The organism is Ruegeria sp. S84 (assembly GCF_056583445.1).
On the sequence record NZ_JBWPVF010000001.1, the window covers coordinates 325,844 to 342,619 of the forward strand.

The window sequence follows — 16,776 nt, forward strand, 5'->3', positions numbered from 1 at the left end:
GGGTCCGATGAAAAAATCACTTCTCTTCCTTCCCCTTTTCTTGCTGATCACGGGCTGTTCGTCCTCACAGACCTGGGGTTGGTACGTCATTGACCCAACCACGGCTTCAGGCTGGACCAATGTAAAATTCCTGATTTCGGGCATGGGTGCGACCATTCAGATTTCGCTGATTGCGGCGATTTTGTCGATTGTCATTGGATTGCTGGTTGCCCTGCCGGGTCTGTCGGAAAAGCGCGGCTGGCGGCTGGTAAACCGGGTATATGTCGAATTTGTCCGCTCGATCCCTCTGTTGCCTATGCTGTTTTGGGTGTTCTACGGGTTGCCGATTGTCTTTCAGTCGATGGGTATGGACATCCCAATCGATCCCTTCTGGGGCGCAATTATCACCCTTGCGATATCGGACAGCGCCTTTACCGCCGAGATCTACCGTGCTGGTATACAATCTATCGCAAAAGGGCAAAGCGAGGCGGCGCAAACGATTGGCCTGAACTATTTTCAGACCATGCGCTATGTGATCCTGCCGCAAGCGATCCGGCGCATTCTGCCGCCGCTGGCCAACCAGTTCATCTACATCGTGAAGATGAGCGCATTCGCCAGCGTCATCGGCATGCAAGAACTGACACGCCGTGCGAATGAGCTGGTAGTGACGGAATACCGCCCGCTTGAGATCTATACTTTGTTGATCTTCGAGTATCTGGTGCTGGTACTGATCATCAGCGCCGGTGTGCGTTGGCTCGAGCGCCGGATGGGCGCAGATGAGCGCGGATAAGGAGCATAAGATGGACTGGAAAGACTTCATGGCCGAGACCGAGGCCAATATTGGTGCATTCTCGAAAGAAGTGCCCGAAACCGTCCGTGGTTTTGGCATCATGGGTAAGGCCGCCAAAACAGATGGTGCACTGAGTGAAAAGACAAAGGAATTCATGGCGTTGGGGATTGCCATCGCGACGCGCTGCGACAGTTGCATCGGCTTCCATGTCCGCTCATTGGTGCGGCTGGGTGCGACCCGCGAAGAGCTGTGCGAAGCGCTGGCAATGGCCACCTATATGGGCGGCGGCCCGTCTTACGCCTACAGCGCCAAGGCGTTGAAGGCGTTTGATGTGTTTTCAGAGTAATAGACCGGTACGCGGTCCGATTTCATTGGATGGTTCTTGCCATGGCAGTCACCGAAATCCGTGATGAAGGGATGCGAATTGGTGGCGAGATCATCTTTACCGCTGAGACCATCCCGGTTCACTACCCCTATACCAATGAGGTCGTGGGCCATGTGCCCGCTGGGCAGGCTGAACACGCGCGCCGCGCCTTCGAAATTGCGGCCCACTACAAGCCCGAACTGACCCGCTATGAACGCAGCCAAATCCTGCAACGGGCTGGAGAGCTGATTGGTGAACGTCGCGATTACCTCGCCAAATGGCTGGTGCTTGAGCTTGGCATCTGCCATCAACACGCGATCTACGAGACCAAGCGCGCGCAGGATGTCTTTCAATTTGCGGCGGCCGAGGCACTGAAGGATGATGGCGAAATCTTTGCGTGCGATCTGACCCAAAATGGTAAAGCCCGCAAGATTTTCACGATGCGCGAGCCTGTGACCGCAATCAGCGCGATCACTCCATTCAACCATCCACTCAACATGGTCAGCCACAAGGTTGCTCCGTCGATCGCCACCAATAACTGCATGGTCTGCAAACCGACCGAGTTGACGCCTCTGACCTGCCTGACGCTGGCCGATATCCTTTATGAGGCAGGCCTGCCGCCTGAGATGTTTCAGGTGGTCACTGGCTGGCCACAGGACATTGGGAATGAGATGATCACCAATGAAAACATCGACATCATAACCTTCACCGGTAGTGTTCGCGTGGGCAAGATGATCGCAGAGAAGGCGGTTTATAAACGTCAGGCGCTGGAGTTGGGAGGTAATGATCCACTGATTGTTCTGAATGACCTCAACGATGCCGATCTAGACAGGGCAGCAACGATCGCCGTAGCCGGGGCCACCGGCAATTCGGGACAACGCTGCACTGCGATCAAGCGAATACTGGTGCAAGAGAGTGTCGCGGACACCTTTGTGCCTTTGGTGCTGGAGAAGGCCAAAAAGATCAGATTCGGAGATCCGCAGGATCCTGAGACCGAGCTGGGTTGTGTGATCCACGAGGATGCAGCCAAGCTTTTCGAAGATCGTGTTCACTTGGCCCAGAAAGAGGGAGCAGAAGTCCTTTACCACCCCGGACGTCAGGGCGCGCTGCTGCCGCCGATCGTGGTCGACGACGTTCCCCACGACTCTGCGTTGGTGATGGAGGAAACTTTCGGCCCCATTATTCCCATCATTCGCGTGCCCGACGACGATGACGAGGTCATGCGCATCTCGAACTCTACTGTGTACGGCCTGTCGTCGGGGGTATGTACCAATGACCTGAACCGCGCAATTGCCTATATCAATGGGCTGAACGTGGGCACCTGCAATATCTGGGAACAACCCGGATACCGTATCGAAATGTCCCCCTTTGGGGGCATCAAGGATTCGGGCAATGGTGTCAAAGAAGGGGTCATCCAGGCCATCAGGTTCTTTACGAATGTCAAAACCTACTCGCTTCCTTGGCCCGGTTGAAGGCTTGTTGAAGATTGCAATGCACACCACTAGAGATTCATGCTCACTCAGCCATGAAATGACCGCTTGAGCCCTTCGGCTCTTGGCGTCATATGTGCCTTCGAACGCACGCGCGATGCCCCGAAACAAGGAAATACCTCATGCAAAAGGTTCTGATCACAGGTACTGCCGGATTTATAGGTTTTCATCTTGCCAAGCTTTTGCTTGAAAACGGTTGCCGGGTTCACGGCTTTGACGGGATGACTGATTACTACGATGTCCGCCTCAAACAGAGCCGACATGCGCTGTTGCTAGAGAACCCAAATTTTTCATGCGAGGAAGGGATGCTGGAAGATACCGCCAAGTTCGACCAGATCGCTGATGCTTTTGAACCGGACGTGATCATCCATCTCGCAGCGCAAGCTGGCGTCCGATATAGCCTGGAAAACCCGCGCGCCTATGTCGAAAGCAATGTTGTCGGGACGTTCAACGTGATGGAAGCTGCACGGCGGCACAAAGTGCGGCATCTGCTGATGGCTTCGACTTCGTCGATCTACGGGGCAAATCCTGACATGCCCTTCGACGAGTGCGAAAAAGCAGATCATCAACTCACTATGTACGCAGCCACCAAAAAGGCAAATGAAGCGATGGGGCATTCCTATGCCCATCTTTGGGATATACCGACAACCATGTTCCGGTTTTTTACGGTTTATGGCCCGTGGGGACGCCCTGATCTTGCATTCTTCAAATTTACCGATGCAATCCTCAACGATCGCCCGATAGACATCTACAACCACGGCGACATGTATCGTGATTTCACCTATGTGGATGACCTGGTGCGCGCAATCTCTCTGCTGATCGACGTTGTGCCTGTTCGCCCCAAAGCCCCCGAAGACATCGCCGAAGGTGACAGCCTGAGCCCGGTCGCTCCCTATCGCATAGTGAACATTGGAAATTCAGACAAAGTGCGTTTGTTGGATTTCATCGACGCCATCGAAGAAAGCCTCGGCAAACCCGCGATCCGAAACTATATGGAGATGCAGTTGGGCGATGTGCCTGCAACTTGGGCCAATGCCGATCTGCTGCACCGCCTGACCGATTATCGCCCAAAAACCGAAATCAAGGACGGCATTCAGGCCTTCGTGGACTGGTATCGCATATATTACGGTAAATAGAACCTGCCTAAACCTGAATTCGCCGGCCACAGCACCGATTAAACCGTCAGCGCGATCAGATCGCTTTTTTCAGTGCCTCGATTATCTGCTCTTGCGAATTCTCCTTCAGATACGGGTGCATCGGCAGGCTAATCACTGTTGCGGCGGCCTGATCGCCAACAGGCAAGTCGGCATTTGGGTCAGAAACAGCTGGTTGCTTGTTCAACGGCAGTGGATAATGCACAGCGGTCGGAACCCCGGCGTCTTTTAGCTTAGCTTGCACATCCTCACGATTGTCCACGCGTATCGTGTACTGCGCCCAGGCGCTGGTCGCCCCCTCCATCAGCGTTGGAGCGGCGATATTGGTTTCCTTCAGTAGCACTTTGTAACGGTCCGCGACGGTGTCTCGCAGGACCAGTTCATCCTCGAAAATATCCAGCTTGCACAGCAGGATCGCAGCCTGCAACGTGTCCAGTCGGCTGTTAACGCCAACCCTGATATGGTGATAACGCCGGTCCTGCCCGTGCCGGGCAATCTGGCGAAGAATGACGCTCAGATCATCGTCCGAGGTGAAGATCGCACCACCATCGCCGTAGCAGCCAAGGGGTTTCGATGGGAAAAAGCTGGTGCAGGAAATCGTTGACAGGTTTCCTGACCGTTTGCCACGCAAAGATCCGCCAAAGCTCTGAGCAGCATCCTCTATGACAGGTAGGCCGTTTGCCACAGCCACCTCGTTAATTCGTTCGAAATCAGCAGGTTGGCCATACAGCGACACCGGTATAATTGCCTTTGTCCGGGGTGTGATCGCAGCGTCAAGCTTGTTGGGATCAAGGTTATAACTAGTCTGGTCAATATCGACATAAACCGGCTTTGCGCCCAGCAATCTGACGGCTTCAGCCGTGGCAATATATGAAAATCCGGGCGTGATGACCTCATCCCCCGGCCCGACCTCAAGCGCCATCAAGGCAACTTGCAATGCATCCGTTCCATTGGCGCAAGTGATGCAATGTTTAGCTCCCGTAAAGGCAGTCAGCCGTGCCTCTAGTTCAGCCACTTCTGGGCCAAGAATGTACTTTCCATGCGCCAACACATTGGCAATGCCAGCATCAAGCTGATCCTTGATACGTTTCTGTTGTTCCGCCAGGTCAATAAATTGCATCGCTAAAACGCCCTATTGGTTCTTGAGGAATTTCTGCAAGCTGTACCTCTGCAGTTTCCCATACATAATCCGGCACCGCTCGACTATGTTTATTCGTCGGCAAAGACCTAATACAACGGGTCTGTTTGGCACGGATTACCGCAGTACTAATAACTGGGCGGACCGTTTCCCTGTATTGCCCAGTGCCCAAAACGTCATGGGTGGTTGGACAACATGCAGACGATCCGTTTGATCAGAGTACCGTGCTGCTCATCAGCTTCGGATGCTGCTCACCTTTGCTTGCTTCGATCGAGGCATTGCGGATATGGCTGACCATCGCAATTGCAGGCCGGTTTTCATTCAATCCAAACCCGTTCCCGTTCAGAATCTCTTCGTAGCTTCGCGTGTGCAAGTCGGCAAATCCGCCCGAGAATTCGATCTCTTCCCCATCAATAGTGATGGAGCGATAGGTTCTGGCTCCGGTTTCTCGCGCCTCTGCCGGAACGTCATTTACGTCCAGCGACAAGAACCAACGGCACCGGGCGTGTTCAAACTCAAGATAGCCCGCTGCCTTGGTCGGGGCATTGAGATGCACATGGTTCGCCTGAAGGTCTCCGAAGAGGAAGTGCAGCATGTCAAAGAAATGCACGCCGATGTTGGTGGCAATACCGCCAGATTTGCGGACATCCCCTTTCCAGCTCTCCAGATACCAACGTCCACGGGACGTGATGTAAGTCAGATCGACCTCGTACTTGGTATCCTTGGGGCTGTTTCGAATCTTGTCCCTCAGAGCAATGATCGAGGGATGTACGCGCAACTGCAGGATCGTGTTTACGGTCTGTCCGGTCGTCTGTTCGATCGCTTCCAGGCCATCGATATCCTCTGGGTTCAACACCAGCGGCTTCTCACAGATCGCATCGGCGCCTGAACGAAGGGCAAACCGCATGTGGCTGTCGTGGAGGTAATTCGGCGAGCAGATCGAGACATAATCAATTTTGCCCGCTTCGCTACGACGTAACATGTCAACATAGCGATCAAAACGCTCAAACTCTGTGAAAAAATGTGCATCGGGGAAGTGGCTATCGATAATCCCAACGGAGTCACTTGTGTCCAGAGCAGCCAACAACGTGTTTCCGGTATCCGTTATCGCCTTCATGTGGCGCGGCGCGATGTATCCTGCGGTTCCTATTAGTGCGAAGTTGCTCATTCGGTGCGTCCCAAGTGCTCAAATTGTGCTACAGCGCTTCCAAGAATTTCTTTGGGAAGTCAATAGACGCAGGCATTTCAAGCATCGCCAATCACGCTGGAAACCCCCATCAACCTCTGTTAGAGCGGTTCGGAATTGTCAGAGCTAGATTGATCTTCGACCGATGTCAGACACCCGCCCCAAATCTCAAAAAACCGTTTTCTGTCTTACCTACCACGAGATAACGGCGGATGCGCGCGTTCTTAAAGAAGCGCGCGCGCTTCAAGCAGCGGGCCATAACGTACATATCTTCTGCGACTGGCCAGGGGGCATGCCTCAAGAAGACAGCATCGATGGCATTCGGATCACGCGATTCAATTGGCAATCTTCCGAACATATTACCAGCGACATGCTAAAGCGTTTCTTTTTTGTGGATCGTGTTTCGGATGAAGTAGATAAGCGCGTTCTGCCCTATATTAAGTCTGCAGCGAGATTGAATAGACTCAAATCCAAGTTTCGAGAGTTTCTGTCAGATGAAGAAGTTCTGAAGCTCGACCCGATGTACTACAAAAACTACAGTGGCCGAGAACGACGGAAACGTAAGTTTGCTCACAAACGGCTTCTCTGGAAGATTAAGCTGACATCCGGAATTGGTGACGCCCGGAGAGATCTGAAGCTGTTTAGTTCTGACGCCAGAGAGGTCAGGGAAGGGTTCTTCAAACTCTATCAACTAAACTCTCTCTTATTCGCTGAAAACCTCTGCAACCTCAGATTTGATGATACCCCGGACGTCATTCATGCTCATGACATCTATTGTCTCCCGGCAGGCGTTGTGCTTGCAAAACAGTTTGGGGCGAAGCTTGTATACGACGCACATGAATACGAACCAGCGCGGGCGACGAAGAATCCAACTGATGGATCGAACTTTGCAGAAAACCTAGAAGACGATTGTCTCCCCTTCGTCGATTATATGATCACCGTATCGTCGTCCATCGCAGATTTGTATGCCAAACGCTTCAAAGATAGTCCGACACTTATCCTCAATGCTCCAGAGATAGATGTTGATTACATGGATAGTCGTAAAGAAAAGGCGTTGGATCAGCTTTCTATCCGTGCTCAGGCAAACGTTGCTGACGGGGCGCCCTTGATTATTTTTACTGGTGGCATTCAAATGTCACATCGTGGGTTAGATAAAGTTCTTGAGGCTTTGGTTCATCTTCCCGAAGTCAAGTTAGCTTCGATGGGCCCACGGCACCTCCGAAACGACAAGTGGTTCATGAGTGTCGCTCATGACCTAGGTGTGGATGATCGCGTTACCTTGCTTCCACCTGTGGCAGCTCCAGATGTACCAGTCGCAATTAGTACAGCAGACCTCGCTATATGCCCGTTTCAGGACGTATCGCTCAATCACCGCTACGCAATGCCCAACAAGCTTTTTGAGGCAGCATTTGCTGGCGTACCAATTTGTGTTTCAGATCTTCCAGAGATGCGTCGGTTTGCAGAGTCTCTCGGTTTCGGACGAGCAATGGACGAAACAGATCCTCTGAGCATTGCTGAAGCTATTCGGGATGTCTTGGATCATCCCGAACGCTTTACGTTAAGCGCCGCCAACAGAAGGAAGCTTTGGGAGACTTACAGCTGGCCTGCGCAAGCCAAGAAGTTGGCGGCGCTCTATGAAGGTATTTAAACTCGCGCGGCTAGTATCTGTGCGATTTGTTGCGAAGCGGTTCCATCACCATAGATTTCTATCTGATTTCCGCTAGTCCCTATCGCACTGAGGATACCATCCTCGATATCCCCTTCTATGGGCGAAACGATACGATTCCAGCCGCTTTCAACAAGCTCAACCCATTCTGTTTCCGTTCTAAGAGTTACGCAAGGGACGCCGTAGAAATACGCTTCTTTCTGCACTCCGCCAGAGTCCGTAGCAACCAGCACCGCATTGCTTTCTAGAGCGACCATATCCAAGTAACCGACTGGGTCTATCGTTTGGACATGTTCGAATTTAAGACCGATTCCTTTTATCCTTGCGGCAGTACGTGGATGCAATGGCAAGACAACCGGATGTTGTTTCGCAACCGCCTCCAGACCATCAACAATGTTTATTAACGTTTCTGGCGAATCCGTATTTTCAGCTCTATGGATCGTCGCAAGTATGAATCCGTTTGCGTCTACCCCAATGTCAGCCAAAATTGTTGATTTCTGCTTGGCCTTTTCACCAAAGTGTAGTGCTGCGTCGAACATCACGTCACCGACTTCAAAAATTTTGCTCTCCGAAATGCTTTCTCTTCGCAGATTTTCCACAGCGTCGCTGGAAGTCGTGAACAGAAGGTCGGAGATGTGATCCGTTAGAACTCGGTTCGTTTCTTCGGGCATCTTTCGATTAAATGAGCGCAGCCCGGCCTCTACGTGCGCCACCGGGATATGAAGTTTTGAGGCGACCAATGCACCCGCCAATGTTGAATTCGTATCTCCAAAAACAAGGAGCGCATCTGGTTCATGTTCTTGAATGACGGGTTCAAGTTTCTGCATCATCAGTCCTGTCATGGCACCATGACTGCCTGAGTTCACCGATAGGTTGATGTCGGGTTTTGCAATTTCTAGTTCGTCGAAAAAAATCTTAGACATCGAATCGTCATAGTGCTGTCCTGTGTGAATCAGCAGCTCTGTTACACCCGGCATGGAACGAAGTGCTCTGCTCACCGGAGCCAATTTAATAAACTGAGGGCGCGCGCCAACTACAACTGCGATTTTCACGGTAGCTCCAAATAAATAATTGCCTAAAACCGCGCTAACACACGGCCAGTATAAATTCCACGTGATATCTCGTGACTTTCTCGCTCAAGCAGATTCAGATTAGCTTGGCTTTAGCTGCTATCACGCTCGCACCCGGACCTATTGATCTAGATCACACCGCATGCCTCACGTCTCGGAAAACGGAGTTTTGACATGAGTGATCTTTTAAGGGCTTGCTGACGCGCAGATGGCCCGTCCAAACCCTTCTTGCCAAAGTCGCCTGGAAAACCCGGGGTCGACGACAGGCGTGTGTTGAGCGAAATAATCTTATTCAATCGAATGATTTGCGCTGGCGTGATGCTCCTGTCACCTATGATCCGCAAAGGAGTCTCTACAGCAGATGGAAGTGCTGGAGCAAGAAAGGTTTTTCGCGCGGATGATGGCTGGGCACGCTGCGGAATACGACGCGTAAAAGGTCGTAATGATCGACGCGAACTATCTGAAATCACACTGTAGCGCGACCATAGTGGTTGCCAAAAAGGGGGCGTGATCGTCTGATTGGTCGAACCAAGGGCGGCATGAACACCAAATCACACGCTGGCCGCCTGACGGCCCGTTTCGGCAGATTTCGGGCCTGCTACGCCGATAGATGTCGCTTGCAGGCCTTTCTGTCGCAATCCAGCTTGCTGCCGCTATCTTGAAACTGCACATTTCGCCCATGACACAGACTGACATTCCGAATCCTACGGACCGCCGCGCAACCGGCTGTGATCTTGTGATCCTTGCATAAAGCAGGGCCTCGGGCCTTTTGCTTTACGCTGCGATTACAGAAATTTCGGAAGACCTCATGACAACTCAAACGCTGCGCCTGGCCATCGATATTGGCGGCACCTTCACCGATACGGTCCTTGTCTCTGGCGAAGAGACAATCCTGGCCTCCACCAAGACCCTGACCACCCATCAGAACCCTGCCGACGGCGCCATGGAAGGGGCCGCGCGAGTAATGCAGCAATCGGGCCGGACGCTGGATCAGGTGACCGGCTTTATCCACGGCACCACCCTGGCGACCAATGCGCTGATCGAACGTCGCGGCGCGGTGGTGGCGACGGTGACCACCGAAGGCTTTCGCGACATCCTGGAAATCGCGTATGAGCGGCGTTATTCGCAATACGATATCAACCTCGAGAAGCCTGACCTGCTGGTGCCGCGCGAGCGTGCTCTGACCGTGCGCGAACGCATGTCGGCGGGTGGTCAGGTATTGATCGAGCTCGAAGACTCGGCCATCGACGCACTGCTGGCCGATATCGACGCGAGCGGCGCAGAGGCCATAGCGATCTGCCTGATGCACGCTTATGCCAACCCCGCCCATGAACGCCGCCTACGCGATGTGCTGGCTGAGAAGCGGCCCGATCTGACCGTCTCGATCTCGTCCGAGGTCAGCCCCGAGGCGCGCGAGTTCGACCGGCTGTGCACCACCGTCGCCAATGCTTATATCCAGCCGCTGATGCAGACCTATCTGGCCCGTTTCGTCGACCGGTTCGAAGCCGAGGGCGTGACCTGTCCGATCCTGATGATGACGGCGGGCGGCGGCATGTGCACCGTGCGCACCGCAGCGCGTTTTCCGATCCGGCTGGTGGAATCCGGCCCCGCCGGAGGGGCCATTCTGGCCGCCCGCATCGCCGCCCGCACCGGGCTGGATCAGGTGCTGTCCTTTGACGTTGGCGGCACCACCGCTAAGCTGTGCCTGATCGACAAGGCCCGCCCGCAGACCTCGCGCCAGTTCGAGATCGCCCGCGCCGCGCGGTTCATAAAGGGCTCGGGCATGCCAGTGCGCATCCCGGTGATCGAGATGATCGAGATCGGCGCGGGCGGTGGCTCCATCGCCGGGGTGGATCGGTTGGGACGCCTGACCGTGGGTCCGAAATCGGCGGGGTCTGAACCCGGACCCGTGGCCTTCATGCGCGGCGGCACCGAGCCCACTGTGACAGACAGCGACATTACGCTGGGCTACATCGTGCCCGACACATTTGCCGAGGGGCATATCAAGCTGGACCCCGAAGGCTCCAAACAGTCGCTGAGCTGGGTGATCGGGTCGAAACTAGATCTCGATGCCGTTGGCTCAGCCGACGGCGTCAGCCGCATCGTCGACGAAAGCATGGCCAGCGCGGGCCGGATGCACGCGGTGGAATCGGGCAAGGATCTTGGACCGCGCACGATGATTGCCTTTGGCGGCAACGGGCCGTTGCATGCCAGCCGGGTGGCACGATCCGCCGGGGTCAGCCGCATTGTAATCCCGCCCAATCCGGGCGTGGGGTCTGCCGTGGGCTTCCTGTTCGCACCCGTTTCGTTCGAAATCGTCCGCTCGCGCTATTCGCTGTTGGACAGCATGGACATGGATGAGATCAACGCGATGTTCGACGCAATGATTTCCGAAGCCAAAGGCGTGGTTGCCCAGGGCGCGGGCGATGCCCCGACCGAAACACAGCGCACCGCCTTCATGCGCTACAACGGTCAGGGTCACGAGATCGAGATCACTCTGCCCGACCGGCATCTGACGGCAGACGATATTGCACCGCTGACCACCGCCTTTGAGGAAGAATATCGCAAGCAGTTCTCACGCCCGGTGCCGGGGATGCAGATTGAGATTCTCAACTGGGCGGTGCGCGTCGCGACCCTTGACAGCGCCGTGCCACCAGTGCCCGCTACACCTGCATTGACGACCTTCACCGCACCCGACACTCGCCCGATTACCTGCGATGTGGACGGCGCGCTGAAACAGGCCGCCTTCGTGGCGCGGGCCGATCTGAAGTCCGGCGACCATGTGCGCGGCCCGGCGCTGATCCACGAGCCGCAGACCACCACGCTGGTCTCGACTGATTTCTCGGCCCATGTGGACGCCATAGGAAACCTCGTCCTGGTTCAGGACCAGAAAGGAGGCGCATGATGGCGACCGATCTTTCCCCCGCCCGCCTACAAGTGATGTGGAACCGTTTGCTGGCAGTGGTCGAAGAACAAGGCCAAACCCTGATCCGCGCCGCCTTTTCGCCCATCGTGCGCGAATGCGGCGATATCTCCGCCGGGATCTTCGACGTCAACGGCCGGATGCTGGCACAGGCGGTAACCGGCACGCCGGGCCATATCAACACCATGGCCGAAGCGGTGCAGCATCTGCGCGCCGCCTTCCCGGTTCAGACCATGAAACCGGGCGATATCTACATGACCAACGATCCGTGGCTGGCCTCGGGGCATCTGAACGACTTCCTGTTGATGATGCCCGCGTTCAAGGATGGCAAGGTGGTGGGCTTTACCTCGTGCACCTCGCATCTAGTTGATCTGGGTGGTCTGGGCATGGGCCCCGAAGGCTCCGACATCTATGACGAGGGGCTGCTGATTCCGCCCTGCAAACTGGTCGAGGAAGGCACCCCAAACGCGCTGCTGCTGGACATCATCCGCGCCAACAGCCGCGAGCCCATCGCCAACGAGGGTGACATCTATGCCCTGATCGCCTGTTGCGAGGCCGGGGTGAACCGGCTGGTTTCGATGATGGAAGAGTTCGGCCTGACCGATCTGGATGCGCTGGGGTCCTATATCATCGACACTTCGCGCCGTGGCACGCTTGAGGCCATCGCCGAGGTGCCCGAAGGTATCTACAAAAACGTCCTGAAAGTGGACGGCTATGAGAATGAGCTGGAACTGCACGCCGCGCTGACCGTCAGTAAATCGGGGATGCATGTGGATTTCACCGGCACCTCGGGCTGTTCGCGCAAGGGCATCAACGTGCCGCTGAACTATGCCACCGCCTATACGGTGTTCGCGCTGCGCTGCATCGTCGGCTCGGACATCCCCAACAATGCCGGATCGCTGGAGCCGTTCACCGTCGACGGCCCCAAGGGCTGCATCCTTAACGCACAGCGCCCAGTGCCGGTCGCGATGCGGCACACGCTGGGTCAGGTGACACCCGATCTGGTGCTGGGCTGTCTGCATCAGGCACTGCCTGATGCAGTGCCCGCCGAGGGCGCAAGCTGCATGTTCGACCTGCCCATGCGCCACGCCCCCGAGGTGGCCCGCGACGGTGGGCGCGAATTCGCAGTGGAACCGGTACATAATGGCGGCACCGGTGCACGGCCGCATGCGGATGGTCTGTCAGCCACCGCCTACCCCTCGGGCGTGTTCGGTTCGCAGGTGGAGATCACCGAAAGCGTCGCGCCGGTGACCATCTGGCGACGCGAGCTGCGCGCGGATTCCGGTGGCGCGGGCAAGTATCGCGGCGGGCTTGGGCAGCGGATCGAGATGACATCGGCCAACGGCGCGCCCTTCATCGTGTTCCTGTCGGTCGAGCGGCTGAAATTCCCCGCCCTGGGCCGCATGGGCGGTCAGCCCGGCGCGCCGGGGCGCATCCGGTTCCGTGATGGCGACAGCGACATTCCCGGCAAGGGAGAGCTGCGGGTCGAAGGTGGCGATTACCTGATCTTCGACACCCCGGGCGGCGGCGGTTTCGGCGACCCGGCAGACCGCGACCCCGACGCGCTGGCACTGGACCTCAAACGCGGTCTGATCAGCGCCGAGGGCGCCAAAGCCTACGGAGGTGACGCATGATCCGTCCGGTTTCTCATGTCGGCGCCATGGGTGCCTATGCGCTGGCCGATCTGGGTGGTGAAGGCACCATCTCGCTGGCGCAGAACGAAAGCGCCTTTCCGGCCAGTCCGTCCGCCGTGGCGGCCGGGCAGGCAGCGCTGGCTGATCTGACGCTCTACCCCGATCCCGAATGGCCCGACATGCGCGCGGCCATTGCCGGGGTTCACAGCCTCGACCCGGCGCGGGTGCTGTGCGGCGCGGGGTCGATGGAGCTGATCGGCTGCCTGATCCGCGCCTTTGCCGGGCCGGGCGATCAGGTGCTGGGCACGCAATATGGTTATGCCTTCGTCGCTTCGGCCACGGCACAGGCGCAGGCCGAATACGTGGCCGCGCCCGAGGTCGATCTGACCGTCTCGGTCGATGCGCTTCTGGCCGCCGTCACCCCGGCGACCCGTATCGTGTTCGTCTGTAATCCGGGCAATCCCACCGGCACCCTGATCCCGAATTCCGAGATCCTGCGCCTGCGCAACGCGCTACCCGGCGACGTGCTGCTGGTGGTCGATCAGGCCTATGCCGAATTCGCCGATGCCGCCAACGATCCGACTGAGGTTTTCGGGCTGGCGGACCGGGGAGATACCGTTATCACGCGCACCTTCTCCAAGGCTTACGGGCTGGCCGGCGCACGCGCCGGGTGGGGCTGTTTCCCCACCGACATCGCCAGAGAGCTTCGCAAGCTGTTGAACCCCAACAACATCTCGATTGCCTCGCAGGCTGCGGCAGCGGCGGCGATGCGCGATCAGGCGCATATGCGGGACGTGGTCGCGAAAACGGCAACCATTCGCGATCGGTTCGCGCAGGACTGCCGCGATCTGGGGCTGATCGTGCCGGACAGCTACACCAATTTCGTGCTGATCCACTTTGCCTCGACCGAGCAGGCGCAACAGGCCGATGCCGCGCTACGGTTCGAGAAACTGCTGATGCGCGGTATGGGCGGCTATGGTCTGTCCGACTGCCTGCGCGCCACGATCTGCGACACGCCGGTAATGGATCGCTGTCTGGCCGTTCTGAGAAAGGTAACGTCATGAGCCACGAAACGCGTACCCGGGCCAAGATCGGCGTTCTGGTGCCCTTCACCAACACCAACCTCGAGGCCGATATGGCCTTGATGCGCTGCCCGAACACCACCGTGCATTTCCAGCGCATGGGTGGTTATGATGTCGATGAAATCCCCGGTTCTGACCAGATGGCGGGGCTTGGGGCCTCGGACATCAGCCACGATTTGCGGATGATTTCGGGCGTGCGGCCAGATGTGGTGCTGTACGGCTGCACCTCGGCCACGCTGACCCATGGGCCGTCTTTCGACGCCGATCTGGCGCAGCAGATCAAGGCCGGATCGGGGGCGCAATCGCTGACTGCAGCCGGATCGCTGATCGCTGCCATTCAGGCGCTTGGGGTGACGAAAGTGGGCTTTTCCTCGCCCTATCTGGGCGAGATCAACACGCAGGCGATGGATTTCATGGCCGCAAACGACATCGAAACCGTGCGTTGCGCCGATGTTGGCCGCGAGCTGGGCAATTACGGACAGGGAGAGCTGACCCCGGACGAGGTTTACGACCTCGCCTGTGAGGCAGACCACCCGAACGCGCAAGCCGTCGTGCTCAGCTGCACCGACATGCGCGCAGTCGAGGCCATCGAGCAGATCGAGGACACGCTGGACAAGCCGGTAGTGACCTCAAATCAGGCGATGATGTTCTGCATGATGCGGGCGCTGGGTCTGCCACGCCACGAGGCGCTGCCGGGCCGGTTGTTCGATCTTCTGTAAACGAACCGGGGCAGCGGTCGACCCCCCTGCCCCGATATTCCATCAGGGTTCGCCGCTGCCGATCTCTTCCTTGCGTTTGGCGATATAGGCATCCAGCTCCTCACGCACGGAGGGGTCCATCTCGGGCATCTGATACTCGCGTAGCGCCTGCTGCCAAACCTCGGTGGCGCGTTGCAGGGCGTCCTTGGCTCCGGCCGCCTCCCAGTTTTCATAGTTCTGCCAGTCGGACAGCATCGGTTTGTAGAACGCGGTTTCATAGCGTTCCATCGTGTGATCGACGCCAAAGAAATGGCCGCCAGTGGGCACCGATTTGATGGTGTCCAGGCCCAGCTCATCCGTGTTAAATTTCATCGGTTTGAGGAATTCCATCATGTTCTGGATGATCTCGATATCCATAACGAATTTCTCGTAAGATGCGGTCAGCCCGCCCTCAAGCCAGCCGGCGGCATGATAGACGATATTGGCCCTTCCCAGAACCGCGCCCCATGTGGCCATCATCGTTTCGTATGCCGCCTGCAAATCCACCACGTTGGATGCATTTGCGTTCGATGTCCGGTACGGAATACCATAGCGCCGCGCCAGCTGCCCGCCGACAATATTCGCCTTGGCATTTTCCGGTGTGCCAAAGGCCGGAGCCCCGGATTTCATGTCCACATTCGAGGTGAACGAGCCATACATGACAGGCGCTCCCGGGCTGACCAACTGCGTCAGAACCACACCGAACAGCGCCTCGGCGTTCTGTTGCGCCAGCGCGGCAGGAAGCGTGACCGGTGTCATTGCCCCCATCAGAGTGAACGGCGTGACGGTCACCGGTTGACCATACTCGGCCATCGCGATCAGGCCGTCACCCATGGCATCGTCGAACAGGCGTGGAGAGTTCACCGAAATGATTGTGATCACCCCCGGATCGCCGCGCATGTCCTCAGGTTTCTGACCGCGCGAAATCGCCATCATGTTGATGCCATCCATCGCCCGCCCGCGCCCGATAGCGGTGCAATGAAAGCTCAGGTCGCTATAGCTCAGGTTGGCGTTGTAGGTGTCCAGATGGCGGTTGTTGGCGGGCATTTCGATCGGGGCCATCACCTGATTGCCGATCAGATGGATAGCGTTGAAGTGATGCGCCAACCGGATGAAGTTGCAATAGTCATCGTAATTACCCTGACGGCGGCCATTGATACAGTCATGTACGTTCGGCGGCCCGGCAACCAAACCAAAATTCACATGATCGCCGCCCAGCGTAATCTGTTTCGCGCGGTTGCGAGAGGTCAGCGTAAATTCCGAGGGCACCGTTTTTAACGCTTCTGCGACAATGGTTTCGTCCATTCGGATGGTCTTGGTGTCGCGGTCTACGATGGCCCCCGCGCGTTCGAAAATGTCCATAACATTGTCGCCCATCACCCGGATACCGGCCTCGGCCAGAATGCGCATCGAGGTTGTATGCAGCTGATCCATCTGTTCGGGGTTCAACAGCTCGAACGGCGGATAGCTGTTGCGCACCTGTTGCCAGGGCAGCTGTTCGATCCCCGCCGCCGCGCGCCCGGATTTGCCGCGTCGCCCGCCGCTGCTTCTGTCTCGTGCCAT

13 protein-coding genes and 1 pseudogene are annotated in these 16,776 nt (G+C 56.8%); 10 read left to right on the plus strand and 4 right to left on the minus strand.

What is annotated here, in order from left to right:
* Nucleotides 1-7 precede the first annotated feature (7 nt).
* The 4 genes from AC1DFB_RS20170 to AC1DFB_RS20185 all read left to right on the plus strand — a co-directional run bounded on the left by AC1DFB_RS20170 (nt 8) and on the right by AC1DFB_RS20185 (nt 3,759).
* The gene (locus AC1DFB_RS20170) at nt 8-769 is read left to right on the plus strand and encodes an amino acid ABC transporter permease (protein WP_170407354.1); all 762 of its coding nucleotides are present in this window, start codon (nt 8-10) and stop codon (nt 767-769) included.
* 10 nt (nt 770-779) lie between these two features.
* Nucleotides 780-1,115: a carboxymuconolactone decarboxylase family protein gene (locus tag AC1DFB_RS20175; RefSeq protein WP_170422754.1), complete on the plus strand. Its 336-nt coding sequence runs from the start codon at nt 780-782 to the stop codon at nt 1,113-1,115.
* Nucleotides 1,116-1,144: 29 nt separating this feature from the next.
* Nucleotides 1,145-2,605, plus strand: coding sequence for a phosphonoacetaldehyde dehydrogenase (gene phnY / locus AC1DFB_RS20180; protein ID WP_480922671.1), 1,461 nt, complete (start codon nt 1,145-1,147; stop codon nt 2,603-2,605).
* 140 nt (nt 2,606-2,745) lie between these two features.
* Nucleotides 2,746-3,759: an NAD-dependent epimerase/dehydratase family protein gene (locus AC1DFB_RS20185; protein WP_480922672.1), complete on the plus strand. Its 1,014-nt coding sequence runs from the start codon at nt 2,746-2,748 to the stop codon at nt 3,757-3,759.
* Nucleotides 3,760-3,814: 55 nt separating this feature from the next.
* Here AC1DFB_RS20185 and AC1DFB_RS20190 read toward each other — a convergent pair whose 3' ends face one another.
* Nucleotides 3,815-4,897: a DegT/DnrJ/EryC1/StrS family aminotransferase gene (locus AC1DFB_RS20190; RefSeq protein WP_480922673.1), complete on the minus strand. Its 1,083-nt coding sequence runs from the start codon at nt 4,895-4,897 to the stop codon at nt 3,815-3,817.
* Nucleotides 4,898-5,129: 232 nt separating this feature from the next.
* On the minus strand, nt 5,130-6,083 hold the full coding sequence (locus tag AC1DFB_RS20195) for a Gfo/Idh/MocA family protein (RefSeq protein ID WP_480922674.1): 954 nt from the start codon (nt 6,081-6,083) through the stop codon (nt 5,130-5,132).
* 163 nt (nt 6,084-6,246) lie between these two features.
* Here AC1DFB_RS20195 and AC1DFB_RS20200 point away from each other — a divergent pair, with 163 nt between their 5' ends.
* The gene (locus tag AC1DFB_RS20200) at nt 6,247-7,749 is read left to right on the plus strand and encodes a glycosyltransferase (protein ID WP_170407372.1); all 1,503 of its coding nucleotides are present in this window, start codon (nt 6,247-6,249) and stop codon (nt 7,747-7,749) included.
* Here the strand turns inward: AC1DFB_RS20200 and wecB are convergent.
* The gene (wecB, locus tag AC1DFB_RS20205) at nt 7,746-8,819 is read right to left on the minus strand and encodes a non-hydrolyzing UDP-N-acetylglucosamine 2-epimerase (RefSeq protein WP_170407375.1); all 1,074 of its coding nucleotides are present in this window, start codon (nt 8,817-8,819) and stop codon (nt 7,746-7,748) included. The genes AC1DFB_RS20200 and wecB overlap by 4 nt on opposite strands.
* A 226-nt stretch (nt 8,820-9,045) precedes the next feature.
* On the opposite strand from wecB, the pseudogene AC1DFB_RS20210 reads away from it, so the two are divergent.
* From AC1DFB_RS20210 to AC1DFB_RS20230, 5 genes and pseudogenes are all read left to right on the plus strand, one after another.
* Nucleotides 9,046-9,397, plus strand: a pseudogene (locus tag AC1DFB_RS20210) (transposase); the annotation flags it as partial.
* A 248-nt stretch (nt 9,398-9,645) separates the two neighbouring features.
* A complete protein-coding gene (locus tag AC1DFB_RS20215; protein WP_480922675.1) occupies nt 9,646-11,742 on the plus strand; it encodes a hydantoinase/oxoprolinase family protein in 2,097 nt (698 codons plus the stop codon).
* Complete coding sequence (locus AC1DFB_RS20220) at nt 11,739-13,394, plus strand: hydantoinase B/oxoprolinase family protein (RefSeq protein ID WP_480922676.1); 1,656 nt, start codon at nt 11,739-11,741, stop codon at nt 13,392-13,394. The genes AC1DFB_RS20215 and AC1DFB_RS20220 overlap by 4 nt, the downstream gene beginning before the upstream one ends.
* The gene (locus AC1DFB_RS20225) at nt 13,391-14,458 is read left to right on the plus strand and encodes a pyridoxal phosphate-dependent aminotransferase (protein ID WP_480922677.1); all 1,068 of its coding nucleotides are present in this window, start codon (nt 13,391-13,393) and stop codon (nt 14,456-14,458) included. The genes AC1DFB_RS20220 and AC1DFB_RS20225 overlap by 4 nt, the downstream gene beginning before the upstream one ends.
* Nucleotides 14,455-15,195, plus strand: a complete 741-nt coding sequence (locus AC1DFB_RS20230; RefSeq protein ID WP_480922678.1) for a maleate cis-trans isomerase family protein — start codon at nt 14,455-14,457, stop codon at nt 15,193-15,195. Before AC1DFB_RS20225 ends, AC1DFB_RS20230 begins: the two co-directional genes overlap by 4 nt.
* Before the next feature lie 42 nt (nt 15,196-15,237).
* Here the strand turns inward: AC1DFB_RS20230 and AC1DFB_RS20235 are convergent, their stop codons facing one another.
* Nucleotides 15,238-16,776 carry a trimethylamine methyltransferase family protein gene (locus AC1DFB_RS20235; RefSeq protein ID WP_480922679.1) on the minus strand — a complete coding sequence of 513 codons (1,539 nt, stop codon included), beginning with the start codon at nt 16,774-16,776 and terminating at the stop codon, nt 15,238-15,240.

What these genes read in the sequence shown, in the direction of transcription:
- AC1DFB_RS20170 (WP_170407354.1), top strand. Translation starts at nt 8, where the DNA reads ATGAAAAAATCACTTCTCTTCCTTCCCCTTTTCTTGCTGATCACGGGC.
- AC1DFB_RS20175 (WP_170422754.1), top strand. Translation starts at nt 780, where the DNA reads ATGGACTGGAAAGACTTCATGGCCGAGACCGAGGCCAATATTGGTGCA.
- phnY (WP_480922671.1), top strand. Translation starts at nt 1,145, where the DNA reads ATGGTTCTTGCCATGGCAGTCACCGAAATCCGTGATGAAGGGATGCGA.
- AC1DFB_RS20185 (WP_480922672.1), top strand. Translation starts at nt 2,746, where the DNA reads ATGCAAAAGGTTCTGATCACAGGTACTGCCGGATTTATAGGTTTTCAT.
- AC1DFB_RS20190 (WP_480922673.1), bottom strand. Translation starts at nt 4,897, where the DNA reads ATGCAATTTATTGACCTGGCGGAACAACAGAAACGTATCAAGGATCAG.
- AC1DFB_RS20195 (WP_480922674.1), bottom strand. Translation starts at nt 6,083, where the DNA reads ATGAGCAACTTCGCACTAATAGGAACCGCAGGATACATCGCGCCGCGC.
- AC1DFB_RS20200 (WP_170407372.1), top strand. Translation starts at nt 6,247, where the DNA reads ATGTCAGACACCCGCCCCAAATCTCAAAAAACCGTTTTCTGTCTTACC.
- AC1DFB_RS20215 (WP_480922675.1), top strand. Translation starts at nt 9,646, where the DNA reads ATGACAACTCAAACGCTGCGCCTGGCCATCGATATTGGCGGCACCTTC.
- AC1DFB_RS20220 (WP_480922676.1), top strand. Translation starts at nt 11,739, where the DNA reads ATGATGGCGACCGATCTTTCCCCCGCCCGCCTACAAGTGATGTGGAAC.
- AC1DFB_RS20225 (WP_480922677.1), top strand. Translation starts at nt 13,391, where the DNA reads ATGATCCGTCCGGTTTCTCATGTCGGCGCCATGGGTGCCTATGCGCTG.
- AC1DFB_RS20230 (WP_480922678.1), top strand. Translation starts at nt 14,455, where the DNA reads ATGAGCCACGAAACGCGTACCCGGGCCAAGATCGGCGTTCTGGTGCCC.
- AC1DFB_RS20235 (WP_480922679.1), bottom strand. Translation starts at nt 16,776, where the DNA reads ATGGCACGAGACAGAAGCAGCGGCGGGCGACGCGGCAAATCCGGGCGC.